The 13,276-nt window shown below is 59.4% G+C and carries 17 protein-coding genes; 8 read left to right on the top strand and 9 right to left on the bottom strand.

The annotated features are described in order from the left end of the window. Nucleotide 1 precedes the first annotated feature (1 nt). Nucleotides 2–754 carry a gluconate 2-dehydrogenase subunit 3 family protein gene (locus BFL40_RS26480; RefSeq protein WP_071486708.1) on the bottom strand — a complete coding sequence of 251 codons (753 nt, stop codon included), beginning with the start codon at nucleotides 752–754 and terminating at the stop codon, nucleotides 2–4. A 266-nt stretch (nucleotides 755–1,020) separates the two neighbouring features. On the opposite strand from BFL40_RS26480, the gene BFL40_RS26475 reads away from it, so the two are divergent. Beyond that, complete coding sequence (locus tag BFL40_RS26475) at nucleotides 1,021–1,677, top strand: dual specificity protein phosphatase family protein (protein ID WP_071486707.1); 657 nt, start codon at nucleotides 1,021–1,023, stop codon at nucleotides 1,675–1,677. A gap of 58 nt (nucleotides 1,678–1,735) precedes the next feature. Here BFL40_RS26475 and BFL40_RS26470 read toward each other — a convergent pair whose 3' ends face one another. Both BFL40_RS26470 and prlC read right to left on the bottom strand, forming a co-directional pair. Continuing rightward, nucleotides 1,736–2,008 carry a YheV family putative zinc ribbon protein gene (locus BFL40_RS26470; RefSeq protein WP_071486706.1) on the bottom strand — a complete coding sequence of 91 codons (273 nt, stop codon included), beginning with the start codon at nucleotides 2,006–2,008 and terminating at the stop codon, nucleotides 1,736–1,738. Then, nucleotides 2,005–4,104: an oligopeptidase A gene (gene prlC / locus BFL40_RS26465; protein ID WP_174555578.1), complete on the bottom strand. Its 2,100-nt coding sequence runs from the start codon at nucleotides 4,102–4,104 to the stop codon at nucleotides 2,005–2,007. The genes BFL40_RS26470 and prlC overlap by 4 nt, the downstream gene beginning before the upstream one ends. A 54-nt stretch (nucleotides 4,105–4,158) precedes the next feature. On the opposite strand from prlC, the gene BFL40_RS26460 reads away from it, so the two are divergent. Beyond that, nucleotides 4,159–4,701: a gamma carbonic anhydrase family protein gene (locus tag BFL40_RS26460; RefSeq protein WP_071486704.1), complete on the top strand. Its 543-nt coding sequence runs from the start codon at nucleotides 4,159–4,161 to the stop codon at nucleotides 4,699–4,701. Continuing rightward, nucleotides 4,698–5,357, top strand: a complete 660-nt coding sequence (locus BFL40_RS26455; protein WP_071486703.1) for an HAD family hydrolase — start codon at nucleotides 4,698–4,700, stop codon at nucleotides 5,355–5,357. Before BFL40_RS26460 ends, BFL40_RS26455 begins: the two co-directional genes overlap by 4 nt. Nucleotides 5,358–5,406: 49 nt before the next feature. Here BFL40_RS26455 and BFL40_RS26450 read toward each other — a convergent pair whose 3' ends face one another. Continuing rightward, on the bottom strand, nucleotides 5,407–6,486 hold the full coding sequence (locus tag BFL40_RS26450; RefSeq protein WP_071486702.1) for an aminopeptidase: 1,080 nt from the start codon (nucleotides 6,484–6,486) through the stop codon (nucleotides 5,407–5,409). Nucleotides 6,487–6,628: 142 nt separating this feature from the next. Here BFL40_RS26450 and BFL40_RS26445 point away from each other — a divergent pair, with 142 nt between their 5' ends. Next, nucleotides 6,629–7,051, top strand: coding sequence for a PA0061/PA0062 family lipoprotein (locus BFL40_RS26445; protein ID WP_071486701.1), 423 nt, complete (start codon nucleotides 6,629–6,631; stop codon nucleotides 7,049–7,051). On the opposite strand, the gene BFL40_RS26440 is transcribed toward BFL40_RS26445, so the two are convergent. Both BFL40_RS26440 and BFL40_RS26435 read right to left on the bottom strand, forming a co-directional pair. Continuing rightward, nucleotides 7,052–7,291, bottom strand: coding sequence for a DUF1161 domain-containing protein (locus BFL40_RS26440; protein WP_071486700.1), 240 nt, complete (start codon nucleotides 7,289–7,291; stop codon nucleotides 7,052–7,054). A gap of 158 nt (nucleotides 7,292–7,449) precedes the next feature. Then, nucleotides 7,450–7,881: an OsmC family protein gene (locus tag BFL40_RS26435; RefSeq protein ID WP_071486699.1), complete on the bottom strand. Its 432-nt coding sequence runs from the start codon at nucleotides 7,879–7,881 to the stop codon at nucleotides 7,450–7,452. A gap of 216 nt (nucleotides 7,882–8,097) precedes the next feature. Between BFL40_RS26435 and BFL40_RS26430 the strand changes: the two genes are divergently transcribed. Continuing rightward, on the top strand, nucleotides 8,098–9,099 hold the full coding sequence (locus BFL40_RS26430; RefSeq protein WP_071486698.1) for an LLM class flavin-dependent oxidoreductase: 1,002 nt from the start codon (nucleotides 8,098–8,100) through the stop codon (nucleotides 9,097–9,099). A gap of 57 nt (nucleotides 9,100–9,156) precedes the next feature. Here the strand turns inward: BFL40_RS26430 and BFL40_RS26425 are convergent, their stop codons facing one another. Together BFL40_RS26425 and BFL40_RS26420 are read right to left on the bottom strand one after the other, a co-directional pair. Next, nucleotides 9,157–9,384: a DUF1161 domain-containing protein gene (locus tag BFL40_RS26425; protein WP_071486697.1), complete on the bottom strand. Its 228-nt coding sequence runs from the start codon at nucleotides 9,382–9,384 to the stop codon at nucleotides 9,157–9,159. Nucleotides 9,385–9,497: 113 nt separating this feature from the next. After that, nucleotides 9,498–9,713, bottom strand: a complete 216-nt coding sequence (locus BFL40_RS26420) for a dodecin (RefSeq protein WP_005783406.1) — start codon at nucleotides 9,711–9,713, stop codon at nucleotides 9,498–9,500. Between the two features lie 154 nt (nucleotides 9,714–9,867). On the opposite strand from BFL40_RS26420, the gene BFL40_RS26415 reads away from it, so the two are divergent. Next, a complete protein-coding gene (locus tag BFL40_RS26415; RefSeq protein ID WP_003170746.1) occupies nucleotides 9,868–10,194 on the top strand; it encodes an ElaB/YgaM/YqjD family protein in 327 nt (108 codons plus the stop codon). Here the strand turns inward: BFL40_RS26415 and BFL40_RS26410 are convergent. Further along, a complete protein-coding gene (locus BFL40_RS26410) occupies nucleotides 10,191–11,087 on the bottom strand; it encodes a LysR family transcriptional regulator (protein WP_071486696.1) in 897 nt (298 codons plus the stop codon). The genes BFL40_RS26415 and BFL40_RS26410 overlap by 4 nt on opposite strands. A gap of 110 nt (nucleotides 11,088–11,197) precedes the next feature. On the opposite strand from BFL40_RS26410, the gene trpB reads away from it, so the two are divergent. Both trpB and trpA read left to right on the top strand, forming a co-directional pair. Next, on the top strand, nucleotides 11,198–12,424 hold the full coding sequence (trpB, locus tag BFL40_RS26405; RefSeq protein WP_071486695.1) for a tryptophan synthase subunit beta: 1,227 nt from the start codon (nucleotides 11,198–11,200) through the stop codon (nucleotides 12,422–12,424). Further along, the gene (trpA, locus tag BFL40_RS26400) at nucleotides 12,424–13,233 is read left to right on the top strand and encodes a tryptophan synthase subunit alpha (protein WP_071486694.1); all 810 of its coding nucleotides are present in this window, start codon (nucleotides 12,424–12,426) and stop codon (nucleotides 13,231–13,233) included. The genes trpB and trpA overlap by 1 nt, the downstream gene beginning before the upstream one ends. The last annotated feature ends 43 nt before the right edge of the window (nucleotides 13,234–13,276 follow it).

Here is a 13,276-nt window from a genome sequence, read left to right as displayed (position 1 = left end):
TTTATGCCCTCTCGCCGCGGATGGATACAGCCGGGAAGGGGTACTGCTCGTTGCGTTCCACCCAATCCATGAAGTCGGCGCGCGCGCCGGGGAAGCCGATCATGGTCCAACCGACCATGTCTTTGTTGCCACCATGGATCGGGTCGCAGAAGAAGCCTTCCTTGGTGTTTTGCAGCAACAGGTTGAAGAACATCTTCGGTGGCACCGCCGTAAAATGTGCGGCCACTTCGCTGCCGCCCGCCTCCAAACGGCGCAACATGTCATCTCGGGTAGCGCTGTCTTGCGCGGCAAAAGCCTTACCATTGAACGCCTTCGACCATGCGTCCGTCGCGGCAATGCCCAGGCGATAGATCTCTTTGGGCACCAGTTTGCTCTGCCAGCCCATCTCCGGCGCGGCATCGGCGTTGAACGGGCCTTGCATGAACCACAGGGCACCACTGGCGTAGGGCGTGTTCATCTGGCGGTCGATGTATTCCGGCGCACCCGCTTCCAGGGCACCAGGGCCTTGGGTGTCGGCAGGAATCAAGCGTGCGACGGCCGCGTTGATAAACGCCCACTCTTCGGCGGTGAAGTAACTCGGCTCATAGGCCTTGTCGCTGACGGTCGACTCAGCCTGGGCAGCCTGGGCCGGCTCCGGCGTGGCCATCAATATCGAGCCGCCAAGGCCGGTGCTGGCAACCGTGACCACCGGGATCAAGGTCAAGGATTTGCGCAAAAAGTCACGCCGGGGGTTGTCTTGATCTTGCTCAGACATGGGTGCACCTCATCATGTGGTCACGGGTTTATCAGCCGCTTCTGAGAGCAGCGTGAAGGTTTGCCAGGCAGTGGGTTCCAAGGAAATAGAACACACTGGCAAACAATAGTTACAAATGATAGCAGGCTAAGAATCGATTCAGCGGCAAAAACCACCGGATCAGCGTGTGCAATTCACGATTCTTTGACGAGCACCTCACACGCTGTTGACCCCCTATAGGCGAATCTGTGGCCCATCAGCCATTTCCCTATTCGGTCACAAAGCGCATGTTCAAGATTCGATTGCTGCCTGCCCTCGGCCTGGCGCTCATGGCACTGTTCGCCACCGTTCACGCCCAAGCCGAAGACGCTGCATCCCTACGCTCGCCGGAATGGGCCCAGCCTGTGGGCAACCAATTCAATCTGCACCAAATGACGCCTACGCTTTATCGCAGCGCGCTGCCTGATAGCAATGCGGTACCGGTATTGGAACAACTCAAGATCGGTACGGTGATTAACTTTCTGCCGGAGTCGGATGCCAACTGGTTGAAATCGTCCGATATCAAACAGGTGCAGCTGACTTATCGCACCAACCATGTCGACGATTCCGACGTGCTGGCTGCCTTGCGGGCGATACAGGACGCCCAGGCCAACGGCCCGGTGTTGATGCACTGTAAACACGGCTCCGATCGCACCGGCCTGATGGCCGCGATGTATCGAGTAGTGGTTCAGGGCTGGAGCAAGGAAGATGCGCTGAACGAGATGACCCTGGGCGGCTTCGGCAGCAGCAATGGCTTCAAGGACGGCGTTCGTTACATGATGAAGGCCGATATCGACAAGTTGCGCACAGCCTTGGCCAATGGCGATTGCAGCACCAGTGCCTTTGCCCTGTGCTCGATGAAAAGCTGGATCACCACATCGGCGAAAGATGAGAAAAAACTGTAACGGTAGACTCGCGAATAGCTGAAAAACGACGCGGGGCACCAGGTGCCCCGCGTTTTTTTTAGTCTTTTTTCAGTTTCGGATTAGGAAAGAACTGCACCGACTGCACCTTCGGGTCCGGCACTTTCAACGCTGCTGTATTGACCCGCGTGCCCAACTCCTTGGGCACCGACAAACCTTGATCATTCAGCGTGTCGGTATAACCGCACGCCACGCATTCGCGGTGCGGCACGCTGTCCTCGGTCCACATCTTCAACTTGTCCGGCTCGCTGCACGCCGGGCAAACCGCCCCGGCGATAAATTGCTTTTTGGTAATCACAGGCCCTTCACTCATGCTGCCGCGTCCTCACTCAGGCCGCTGTGGCGCAAGAGTGCGTCAATCGACGGCGCACGTCCGCGGAAGTCGACGAACAACACCATCGGCTCCTGGGAGCCACCGCGGGCCAGGATTGCCTCGCGGAATGCACGACCGGTCTCGGCATTCAGCACGCCGTCTTCTTCAAACTTGGAGAAGGCATCTGCCGACAGCACTTCCGCCCACTTATAGCTGTAGTAACCCGCGGCGTAACCACCGGCGAAGATGTGCGCAAAACTGTTGGGGAAGCGGTTATAGGCCGGTGGACGCATCACCGAGACCTCATCGCGCACGCCTTCCAGCACCTGCGCCACGCTGCGGCCGTCACCATGGGTGGCGTGCAGCTCGAAGTCGAACAGCGAGAATTCCAATTGGCGGACCATCATCAGGCCGGACTGGAAGTTTTTCGCCGCGAGCATTTTTTCCAACAGGTCCTGGGGCAGCGGTTCGCCGCTTTCATAGTGGCCGGAAATCAGCGCCAAGCCTTCCGGCTCCCAGCACCAGTTCTCCATGAACTGGCTCGGCAACTCCACCGCATCCCAGGCCACGCCGTTGATGCCGGACACGCCGGCGTGTTCAACGCGAGTCAGCAAGTGGTGCAGGCCGTGGCCGAATTCGTGGAACAGGGTGGTGACTTCATCGTGGGTCAGCAGGGCAGGCTTGCCGCTGTCGGCCGGGGTGAAGTTGCACACCAGGTTGGCTACCGGGCTTTGCAGTACGCCATCAATCGTGCGACGGCGGTCGCGCGCGCCGTCCATCCAGGCACCGCCACGCTTGTTGGCGCGGGCGTACAGGTCGAAGAAGAAGCGGCCGACGTGCTGGCCGTTTTCCTTGATTTCAAACAGGCGAACATCCGGGTGCCAGGTGTCGAAACCTTTTTGCTCGGCGATTTCGATGCCATACAGACGCTGCACGATGGCGAACAAGCCGCCCAGCACTTTATCGATCGGGAAGTAAGCACGCAGGGCTTCCTGGGACACGCTGTAACGCTGTTCGCGGAGTTTTTCGCCGTAGAAACCGCTGTCCCAGCTTTGCAGGTCGGCGCAGCCTTGTTCGGCGGCGTAAGCCTTGAGCTGTTGCAAGTCTTGGGCGGCAAACGGCTTGCTGCGCTTGGCCAGGTCGCGAAGGAAGCTCAGCACCTGGTCGCTGGACTCGGCCATCTTGGTGGCCAGGCTCAGCTCGGAAAAGGAGGCGTAGCCCAATAGCTTGGCCAGTTCCTGACGCAGGTCGAGGATCTGCTCCATCACCGGGCCGTTATCGTTCTGACCGGCATTCGGGCCTTGGTCCGACGCACGGGTGCAGTAAGCGGCGTAGACCTCTTCACGCAGGGCGCGGTCGTGAGCGTAGGTCATGACCGCGTAGTAGCTAGGGAACTCCAGGGTAATCAACCAGCCGTCGAGGCCTTTGGCCTGGGCAGCTGCGGCCATTTGCGCCTTGGCCGAGTCGGTCAGGCCGGCGAGGGTGGCTTCCTCGGTGACGTGTTTGGTCCAGGCCTGGGTGGCGTCCAGCAACTGGTTGGAGAATTTGCTGCCCAACTCCGAAAGCTTGCTCTGCACTTCGGCGTAGCGTTTTTGCTGCTCAGGCGGCAAATCGATACCCGACAGACGGAAGTCGCGCAGCGAATGTTCCAGGATAGTTTTTTGTGCCACGTCGAAACCGGCGGCTTCGGGGCTGTTCGCCAAGGCTTCGAAGGCTTGGAACAGTTCGCGGTTCTGGCCCATCTCGGTCGAGTAGGCGCTCAACGCAGGCAGACAGCCTTCGTAAGCTTCACGCAGTTCGGCACTGTTGCACACAGCGTTGAGGTGGCTGACCGGGCTCCAGGCGGCGCCCAGGCGGTCATTCAGTTCATCCATGGCCAGGATCAAGCCTGCCCAAGTAGGATTTTTACCCTGGCTTTGCAGGATGCCTTCGATGGCGACACGGTTGTCGGCAAGAATCTGTTCAATGGCCGGTTGCACGTGCTCGGCACGGATCGCCGAGAACGGCGGCAGGTCGTAGGACTGCAGAAGCGGGTTGTTCGCGCTCACGGTGGGCACCTTGGCTGAAGAAACATGTAAGAACAAAGATGGGGCCATCTTAATTACAATCAACACCCACCGCAGCTATCAGCAGAAGAGAGAGAGGCTATCGTGACCCTTCGCACCTATCAAAACCACACGCCAACCCTGGGCGCCGGGGCTTTTGTCGATATTTCGGCGGTGGTGATCGGCGATGTCGAAATCGGCACCGACAGCTCGGTTTGGCCGCTGACCGTGATTCGCGGCGACATGCACCGTATCCGCATCGGGGCGCGTACCAGCGTGCAGGATGGCTGCGTGCTGCACATCACCCACGCAGGGCCGTTTAATCCGGACGGTTTCCCACTGCTGATCGGCGATGACGTGACCATCGCCCACAAAGTCATGCTGCACGGCTGCACGGTGGGCAACCGCATCCTGATCGGCATGGGCAGTATCGTGATGGACGGCGCCGTGGTCGAAGACGACGTGATCATCGGCGCCGGCAGCTTGGTGCCACCGGGCAAGAAACTCGAAAGCGGGTTTTTGTACGTCGGCAGCCCGGTTAAACAAATCCGCGCACTGACTGACAAGGAACGCGCCTTTTTCACCTACAGCGCCGCGAACTACGTGAAACTCAAAGACCTGCACCTGGCTGAAGGATTCGATCAATGACCTTGAAGTACCAAACCGTGCTGTTCGACCTGGACGGCACCCTGACGGACCCGCGTGAAGGCATCACCCGTTCGATTCAGTACGCCCTTGGCAAACTTGGCATTGACGAGCCGGACCTCACCAAACTGGAACACTTCATCGGCCCGCCGTTGCTGCAAGCCTTCATGCAGTTCTACGACTTCGATGAGGCCAAGGCCTGGGAGGCGGTGAATTTCTATCGCGAACGCTTCAAGGTCACCGGACTGTATGAAAACCGCGTGTTCGAGGGCGTGATGCCGCTGCTGGAAGAACTGAATGGCCAGGGCCGCCAGCTGTATGTGGCTACCTCCAAGCCGTGGGAATTTGCCCGTGAAATCGCCCGGCATTTCGATTTCGCCAAGCACTTCAAGGTTATCTACGGCAGCGAGCTGGATGGCACGCGCACCAACAAGGTTGAGCTGATTGCCCATTTGATGAGCGAAGAGGGCCTGGACCCGGCAACCACCTTGATGATCGGTGATCGCAAGCATGACCTGATTGGCGCACGCAGTAATGGGCTGGATTCAGCAGCGGTAGGGTATGGGTTTGGCAGTTTTGAAGAGCTGAATGCTGAGGCGCCGACTTGGCATTTTGAGACGTTGGCGCAGATGCATCAGGCGTTTTTACAGCGTCCTTAAGATCGCATCGCGGGCAAGCCAGCGCCCACACTGGATCGGCGTACACAGATCAAAATGTGGGAGCTGGCTTGCCTGCGATGGGGCCCGAAATGACACCAGTTTCCAACTGCCTCAACGCCGCTTTACGCTGCTCCACGGGCAACCCGCCCACCTTCTCCACCGCCGCAAAAAACTTCACCCAATCCCCATCGACCTGCCGAAACAATGCCGCAAACGCCGGCACCCACTGGTCATACAGCCCGAACGGCAACAGCCGCGCATTGTTCATCGGCTGATTGATCCAGACGTCATAACGCTTGTCCCCATCCCATTGGCTATCGCGCAACTGCCGATAGTCACTGCGCAACCGCTCGAACTCCGCCGCTTTAGCCCGCCGCATCACATCCGCCGCCAACGGTTGCACGTACAACGCTTCCAGACGTTTGCGGGTATCGAGAATCAGCCGGATGAATTGGTCACGCTGCTGCAACGTCGCATTGCTGAGGGGCACCAGGCCGCGGGCTGCGCGCCACTGGCGAGTGCCTTCCTGCTCGACGAAATTGGCATAAGACTCGTTGAACTCGGTGTCGTCCTTCACATAAAAACGCTGGTGCGCCAGCTCATGGAAAATCAGCGTGGCCAGGCGCTCATCCCCCCAGTTCATCATCGAGCTCATGATCGGGTCGTTGAACCAACCCAAGGTGGAATAGGCCTCGACGCCGCCAATCGACACATCCATGCCCTGTTGCTGCAACAGCGCCGCCTCGCCTCGCGCCGCCCCTTGGTTGTAATAGCCGCGATAGGCGACACAACCGGCGATCGGGAAGCAATGGGTTTCAGGCGATAGAGAAAATTCCGTCGTGGCGAAGACATTCCAGACCACATAGGGCCGGCCAATGTCCGCGTACAACCGGTAACTCTGGTTATCGGGCAGGTGCAGGTGCTCGCTGGCAAAGGTGCGTGCCTTTTGCGATTGCACCAAATGGTCTCGCAACAGCTGGGGCCGGGAAGGGTCGGCGATGACCTCGGAAACCGGCTCTCGGGCTCGAAGCAATTGCCACTGGCCGCTGGCCAACTGGCTGTAATAACTGACGCTGGAGCAGCCGCTAAGCAGCACAACCATCAACCCTGGAAGAAAACGCCTGACCATGCCCCAACCACTCCTGGGTTATTTGCTCGCCAGACTATCCTGCCTGCACGGAATTTTTCCATGCTGCGGCGTGTTTATACTGATAGGGAACCTGTTGCCATCGACGACAGGCTCAATTCTTTCCTATCGTTGAGTGCCCGCCATGCGCCAGCTCTTGCTTCCCATCACTGCCCTATTTCTCAGCGCCTGTGCTTCGACGCCGATACCACCGGTCGATCCGCATCAGGCCTGGGTCGATTTCGCCACCCCGACACCGGGTGCCAAACTGGTGATGGCCCAGCGCCTGGACGGTAAGAACCTCAACGATGGGCGCTACTTCCAAGTGCCGCCGGGCAGCCATGAGCTGATGGTGCGGTTTGATTTTGAGGTGCCCACCGGCGGCAGCTTCGGCGGTTTTGGGCAAACAACCGACCGCACCTGTTTCATGACCTTGCAATACGACCAATTCCAGGCAGGCCAACATTATGTACTGGAAGGGCGCTCGCTGGCCTACACGCCCAACATCCGGCTGTATAACTCAGCGCGTCAGTTGCTGGCGGAAGAGCGCAGCGTGAACTGCATCTGATCAGTCGTTGTTTTTCTGATAAAGGATGCGCTTGGAGCCGTTTTCGCAGGAGCCGACAATCATGGCGCTGTCATGATTTTTGGCTTCTTCAGCAGTGATAATTTCCAGGGTGTAGGACGGAATCGCCTTGGCCTGGATATTCACTTCGATCTCTTTCCTGAGCTCTTCACAATCTTTTGGCGCGGCCACGGCCGAAGTGGCCAATACACCGCAGATGATCGCCAAGGCAAAACGTTTCATGTGTGAAGCTCCCTGAATGCACTGCGCACGGGGGTGCGCCTAGTTTGCGGAGTATTCGACCACACTTTGGAAACACGAGTTCTGATTTAACGCAGAACTAAATGTGGGAGCTGGCAAACCAGCTCCCACATTGGATCTGTAACGTTTCGCAGATCTCGTCAGCTGACGAGCGTGGCATCCAGACTGATTTTCGCATTCAGCACCTTGGACACCGGGCACCCTTCCTTAGCCTTCTTGCTCAACTCATCGAACTGCGCCTGACTCGCGCCGGGGATCTTGGCCCTCAGAATCAAATGCACGGCGGTAATCGCAAAGCCGCCATCGACCTGGTCCAGGGTCACTTCAGCCTGGGTGTCGATGCTGTCAGCCTTGAGACCGGCCTCGCCGAGAATCAGCGAGAACGCCATAGAGAAGCAGCCGGCGTGGGCCGCACCGATCAGTTCTTCAGGGTTGGTGCCCTTGCCGCCTTCGAAACGCGCCTTGAAACCATAGGGCGCTTCGCGCAGCACGCCGGTTTCCGTGGAGATGGAACCCAGGCCAGTCTTCAGATCACCTTCCCAATGCGCGGATGCTTTTTTAACGATACTCATAGCAGTCTCCTCGAACGGTGGTTTGCGTCAGTCAGGATTCTGAGGATAGACGCCATGACAAAGTTCATCTTGTCGGAGAAACCTAGCGATCCAGTAGGAAATTTCCACAAGCGCTATTGAATCTCGGGTATATGCCCTCATTGCATAGACCATGCACATGAAGCGGCAGGTTTTGGTTCGTCTATAAGCCTGCGCACCCATTGGAGAAGCAGGCTTATGAAATCGCTGTCCGACGTGAAGTTTTCGACCCTTGACCTCGTGCCCGTGCGCGCCAACGGGAGCATCGCGCAGTCGCTACGCAACTCCCTGGACCTGGCCCAGCACGTGGAAAAGTTCGGCTACAACCGTTTCTGGGTAGCTGAACACCACAATATGGACGGCATCGCCAGCTCGGCCACTTCGGTCTTGCTGGGCTACTTGGCTGGTGGCACCTCAACCATCCGCGTCGGCTCCGGCGGCGTGATGCTGCCCAACCACGCGCCCTTGGTGATCGCCGAGCAGTTCGGCACCCTGGAAAGTTTGTACCCCGGCCGTATCGACCTGGGCTTGGGCCGCGCGCCCGGTTCCGACCAGATGACCGCCCGCGCTCTGCGCCGTGAACGCTCCGGCAGCGCCGATGACTTCCCGGACGACGTGGCTGAGCTAATGACTTACCTCGGCCCGCGCACGCCCGACCAACGGATCATCGCAGTCCCCGGCACCGGCACCAATGTCCCGGTTTGGTTGCTCGGCTCCAGCCTGTTCAGCGCACAATTGGCCGGTGAGCGCGGTTTGCCCTACGCCTTCGCCTCACATTTCGCACCGCGTTTGATGCACGAAGCGATTCGCGTGTACCGCAATCACTTCAAGCCTTCAGCCGTGCTGGACAAGCCCTACGTAATGCTCGGCATTCCGTTGGTGGCTGCCGATACTGATGAACAGGCCGACTACCTGGCCACCTCGGTGTACCAACGCATCCTGGCGTTGATGCGCGGGCAAAGCCTGGTGCAGCGCCCACCCGTGAAAACCATGGACGGCCTGTGGCTGCCCCATGAAAAAGAGGCAGTCGGCAGCTTCCTCGGCCTGGCCATGGTCGGCAGCCCGGCGAAGATCCGCGCCAAACTGGAAGTGTTGATCGAACAAACCGGCGCCGATGAACTGATCTTTACCAGCGACCTGTATGAGCACGCAGACCGGATTCATTCCTACGAGCTGCTGGCGCAGGCGATGAAGGGCTAAAATTCAGGCGAAAAAAACCGACGCACTCGCGTCGGTTTTCACGTCTGCAACACGGGATCACCCGCGCTTGTAGGCGATTTCCTTGGTTCCGGCTGCGCAGCTACCGACTACTGTGTAGCCTGCGGCTGCAGCGCCCTTATCCACAACTTCCAGCGAATAATGCTTGGCGCCTTTAGCGTCGATTTTCGCTGCGATCTCGCTTTTCAGCTCTTCACAAGGCTTGCCCGCCGCCAGGGCTGTGCCCGCAATGCTCAACAAACCTACCGCTAACAGGAGCTTCTTCATCCGTTACATTCCTTGCGCTGATCGAAAAGAGCGTGCCGACGCATTGCATCGGCACCCTGATGTTGTAGCGCAGGTTATGGCAATCGGCCAGTCAGCAAGTTCAACCGACGTCATCAACTACTGGCAATTCGGAACCCCACCTTGAGCGTGACCTGGAAATGCGCGGCTTTACCGTCCTTGATGTGACCACGGGTTTCGGTCACCTCAAACCACTCCAGGTGTTTGATGCTCTTGTTGGCCTCGGCCAGCGCGTTGTTGATGGCGTCTTCGATGCTTGTGGTCGAGGAACCGACCAGTTCGACTTTTTTGTAAGTGTGATGATCAGACATGGCGTTTCTCCTGAGGTCTGTATTGAGCGTAGCAGTCAATGTTCGTACTGCTTCTGGCGACCATTCCTATTCCAAAGTTCAGATTTACTGCACTTTCTGAAAACGCTGGAGTCGGTATCTACACATGCCACTCAATCACTTCAGGAGAGCCCACATGGCCAACACCTCTTTGCGCAAAGCGTCGCTGGAAAGCATGGAAGCCGAGATTTCGAGCCTGCTCAAATCCCTTGAAAGCCTTAAGGACGATGCGTCCGACGAGTCGCGCAAAACCCTGAAGGCCCTGAAAAGCAATGCCGAGAATGCTCTCAAGCACTCCCGTCACCTGATCAGCGACGCCTACGAAGAAAGCAAAGTCAAAATCCGCGAAACCGGTGTTGCCACCCGGGACTACGCACAAGAGCACCCATGGACTACCGCCGGCGTCGCCGTTGGCGCGCTGGGCCTGCTGGCAGCCTACCTGCTGTGCAAACGCGGTGATTAAACCGGTTGGCGCGCCAGCTCAGCCTTGAGCCACTGCGCCAACTGACCCGCGCGCCCGTCTGCGGCGCGCTTGGGTAGCCACAACGCCAGGTGCGCCGGGGTTTCACTGAAACCCCACGGCGCCACCAGGCGACCCGCTCGCAGGTCCTCTGCCACCAGCGGTTGCGGCGCAATCGCCACGCCCAACCCCGCAACTGCCGCTTCCAGCAAATAATACAAATGTTCAAAACCCTGGCCGTGCTTCAACGCGCCGGGCTCAATGCTGTGTTGCTGCGCCCAACTGGGCCAGGCTTGCGGGCGTGAGGTGGTGTGCAACAGCGCCTCGCCACACAAGGCCGAGGCGGGGGCCTGGCGCAAGCGCTCGTAACCAGCGAAACGCGGGCTCATCACCGGGCCGATGCGCTCACTGGCCAGTTCGTACACCTGCATATCCGCCGGCCACGGTGGCTCAGCGAATACCAGCAGGGCGTCGAGGCCGGGGCGCCGGGGGTCGAGGTCGCCGTCGCCCGCCGACAAATGCAGGCGCAGGTCCGGCAAGTCTGCGTTCAAGCGGCCCAGGCGCGGGATCAACCAGCGCGCCAACAAGCTGCCCGAGCAGCCCAGAACAAATGGCGCGTCGGCGCTGCTTTGGGTGAGTTCGGCGCACACGTCCCTTAATCGCTCGAAAGCGTCGCTACTCGCGTCGCGCAGGCGGATGCCGGAATCTGTGAGTTTAAGGCCGCGTCCGTCCTTGACGAACAGGCTGACCCCCAAGTGTTCTTCCAATACCTTCAATTGGCGACTGACCGCGCCATGGGTCACGTGTAATTGCTCGGCAGCCTGGCTTACGCTGTTGAGCCGGGCAGTGGCTTCAAACGCGCGCAGGGCATTGAGGGGTGGAAGGTCTCGGCTCATCTGTGAGTTTTCCTGACAGGTTGCGGCGATCTTATCGGTTTTCAGGGTAAAGCGTCAGGGGTAGAGTGGCCGTCATTGCCTCTCAAACACATTCTTTCCTGGAGCGTCCCATGACTCAGTCCCAGACCGATCTACGCAACGGCCCAGACGCCAACGGCCTCTTCGGCGCGTTCGGCGGCCGCTACGTCGCTGAAACCTTGATGCCGTTGATCCTCGACCTGGCCCGTGAATACGAAGCGGCCAAGATCGATCCCGCGTTCAACAAGGAATTGGCCTACTTCCAGCGCGACTACGTCGGACGCCCGAGCCCGCTGTACTTCGCCGAACGCCTGACTGAGTTCTGCGGCGGCGCCAAGATCTACCTCAAGCGCGAAGAGCTGAACCACACTGGCGCGCACAAGATCAACAACTGCATCGGCCAGATCCTGCTGGCGCGGCGCATGGGCAAAAAACGCATCATCGCCGAGACCGGCGCCGGCATGCACGGTGTGGCCACTGCCACCGTCGCCGCGCGCTTTGGCCTGCAATGCGTGATCTACATGGGCACCACCGACATCGAGCGCCAACAGGCCAACGTGTTCCGCATGAAGCTTTTGGGCGCTGAAGTCATCCCGGTCGTCGCCGGCACCGGCACCCTCAAAGACGCGATGAACGAAGCCCTGCGTGACTGGGTGACCAACGTTGAAGACACCTTCTACCTGATCGGCACCGTGGCCGGTCCACACCCTTATCCTGCGATGGTGCGCGACTTCCAGGCCGTGATCGGCAAAGAGACCCGCGACCAGTTGCAAGCCCAGGAAGGCCGCCTGCCGGACAGCCTGGTGGCGTGCATCGGCGGTGGCTCCAACGCCATGGGCCTGTTCCACCCGTTCCTGGATGACACCAGCGTTGAGATCATCGGCGTTGAAGCCGCCGGCCACGGCATCGAAACCGGCAAGCACGCCGCCAGCCTCAACGGCGGCGTACCCGGCGTACTGCACGGCAACCGTACCTTCCTGTTGCAGGACGAAGACGGCCAGATCATCGACGCCCACTCGATCTCCGCTGGCCTCGACTACCCGGGCATCGGCCCTGAACACGCCTGGTTGCATGACATCGGTCGCGTCCAGTACACCTCGGTGACCGACAACGAAGCCCTCGACGCCTTCCACAAATGCTGCCGCCTGGAAGGGATCATCCCCGCCCTGGAAAGCGCCCACGCCCTGGCTGAAGTGTTCAAACGCGCACCGACCCTGCCGAAGGATCACCTGATGGTGGTCAACCTGTCTGGCCGTGGCGACAAAGACATGCAAACCGTGATGCACCACATGGAACAGTCTCAGCAGGAGAAACACTAATGAGCCGCCTGCAAACCCGCTTTGCGCAACTTAAAGAACAAAACCGCGCCGCTCTGGTGACCTTTGTCACTGCCGGTGACCCTGGCTATGACACCTCGCTGGCGATCCTCAAAGGCTTGCCTGCCGCCGGTGCCGACGTGATCGAGCTGGGCATGCCCTTCACCGACCCGATGGCCGACGGCCCAGCCATCCAACTGGCCAACATCCGCGCGTTGACCGCCAAGCAGAACCTGGCGAAAACCCTGCAGATGGTGCGCGAGTTCCGTAAGGACAACAGCGACACTCCGCTGGTGTTGATGGGCTACTTCAACCCGATCCACAAATACGGCGTACCGCAGTTCATCAGCGACGCCAAAGAGGCCGGTGTAGATGGCCTGATCGTGGTCGACATGCCGCCCGAGCATAACGGCGAGCTGTGCGACCCGGCTCAAGCGGCGGGCATCGACTTTATCCGCCTGACCACGCCGACTACCGATGACGTGCGCCTGCCAACCGTACTCAACGGCAGCTCCGGATTTGTGTATTACGTATCGGTGGCTGGCGTGACCGGTGCCGGTGCCGCCACCCTGGAACACGTTGAAGAAGCCGTGACCCGCCTGCGTCGCCATACCGACCTGCCGATCAGCATCGGTTTTGGTATCCGTACGCCGGAACAAGCGGCGGCCATTGCACGCTTGGCTGACGGTGTCGTCGTGGGTTCGGCGCTGATCGATCACATCGCCACTGCCAAAAATGATCAGCAAGCGATTGATGGCGTGTTGAGCCTTTGCGCGGCGCTGTCGGAAGGTGTGCGCAACGCCCGTAAGTAAGCGGGTCGTAAGCGGTAGGTAAAGTTCCTGATACAGAGGAATC

The sequence above is a fragment of the Pseudomonas costantinii genome, from assembly GCF_001870435.1.
GTDB classification, from domain to species: domain Bacteria; phylum Pseudomonadota; class Gammaproteobacteria; order Pseudomonadales; family Pseudomonadaceae; genus Aquipseudomonas; species Aquipseudomonas costantinii.
Note: the sequence above shows the minus strand (reverse complement) of the source record. Positions and strands in the feature narration are given on the sequence as shown.

What these genes read in the sequence shown, in the direction of transcription:
- BFL40_RS26480 (WP_071486708.1), bottom strand. Translation starts at nt 754, where the DNA reads ATGTCTGAGCAAGATCAAGACAACCCCCGGCGTGACTTTTTGCGCAAA.
- BFL40_RS26475 (WP_071486707.1), top strand. Translation starts at nt 1,021, where the DNA reads ATGTTCAAGATTCGATTGCTGCCTGCCCTCGGCCTGGCGCTCATGGCA.
- BFL40_RS26470 (WP_071486706.1), bottom strand. Translation starts at nt 2,008, where the DNA reads ATGAGTGAAGGGCCTGTGATTACCAAAAAGCAATTTATCGCCGGGGCG.
- prlC (WP_174555578.1), bottom strand. Translation starts at nt 4,104, where the DNA reads ATGGCCCCATCTTTGTTCTTACATGTTTCTTCAGCCAAGGTGCCCACC.
- BFL40_RS26455 (WP_071486703.1), top strand. Translation starts at nt 4,698, where the DNA reads ATGACCTTGAAGTACCAAACCGTGCTGTTCGACCTGGACGGCACCCTG.
- BFL40_RS26450 (WP_071486702.1), bottom strand. Translation starts at nt 6,486, where the DNA reads ATGGTCAGGCGTTTTCTTCCAGGGTTGATGGTTGTGCTGCTTAGCGGC.
- BFL40_RS26445 (WP_071486701.1), top strand. Translation starts at nt 6,629, where the DNA reads ATGCGCCAGCTCTTGCTTCCCATCACTGCCCTATTTCTCAGCGCCTGT.
- BFL40_RS26440 (WP_071486700.1), bottom strand. Translation starts at nt 7,291, where the DNA reads ATGAAACGTTTTGCCTTGGCGATCATCTGCGGTGTATTGGCCACTTCG.
- BFL40_RS26435 (WP_071486699.1), bottom strand. Translation starts at nt 7,881, where the DNA reads ATGAGTATCGTTAAAAAAGCATCCGCGCATTGGGAAGGTGATCTGAAG.
- BFL40_RS26430 (WP_071486698.1), top strand. Translation starts at nt 8,098, where the DNA reads ATGAAATCGCTGTCCGACGTGAAGTTTTCGACCCTTGACCTCGTGCCC.
- BFL40_RS26425 (WP_071486697.1), bottom strand. Translation starts at nt 9,384, where the DNA reads ATGAAGAAGCTCCTGTTAGCGGTAGGTTTGTTGAGCATTGCGGGCACA.
- BFL40_RS26420 (WP_005783406.1), bottom strand. Translation starts at nt 9,713, where the DNA reads ATGTCTGATCATCACACTTACAAAAAAGTCGAACTGGTCGGTTCCTCG.
- BFL40_RS26415 (WP_003170746.1), top strand. Translation starts at nt 9,868, where the DNA reads ATGGCCAACACCTCTTTGCGCAAAGCGTCGCTGGAAAGCATGGAAGCC.
- BFL40_RS26410 (WP_071486696.1), bottom strand. Translation starts at nt 11,087, where the DNA reads ATGAGCCGAGACCTTCCACCCCTCAATGCCCTGCGCGCGTTTGAAGCC.
- trpB (WP_071486695.1), top strand. Translation starts at nt 11,198, where the DNA reads ATGACTCAGTCCCAGACCGATCTACGCAACGGCCCAGACGCCAACGGC.
- trpA (WP_071486694.1), top strand. Translation starts at nt 12,424, where the DNA reads ATGAGCCGCCTGCAAACCCGCTTTGCGCAACTTAAAGAACAAAACCGC.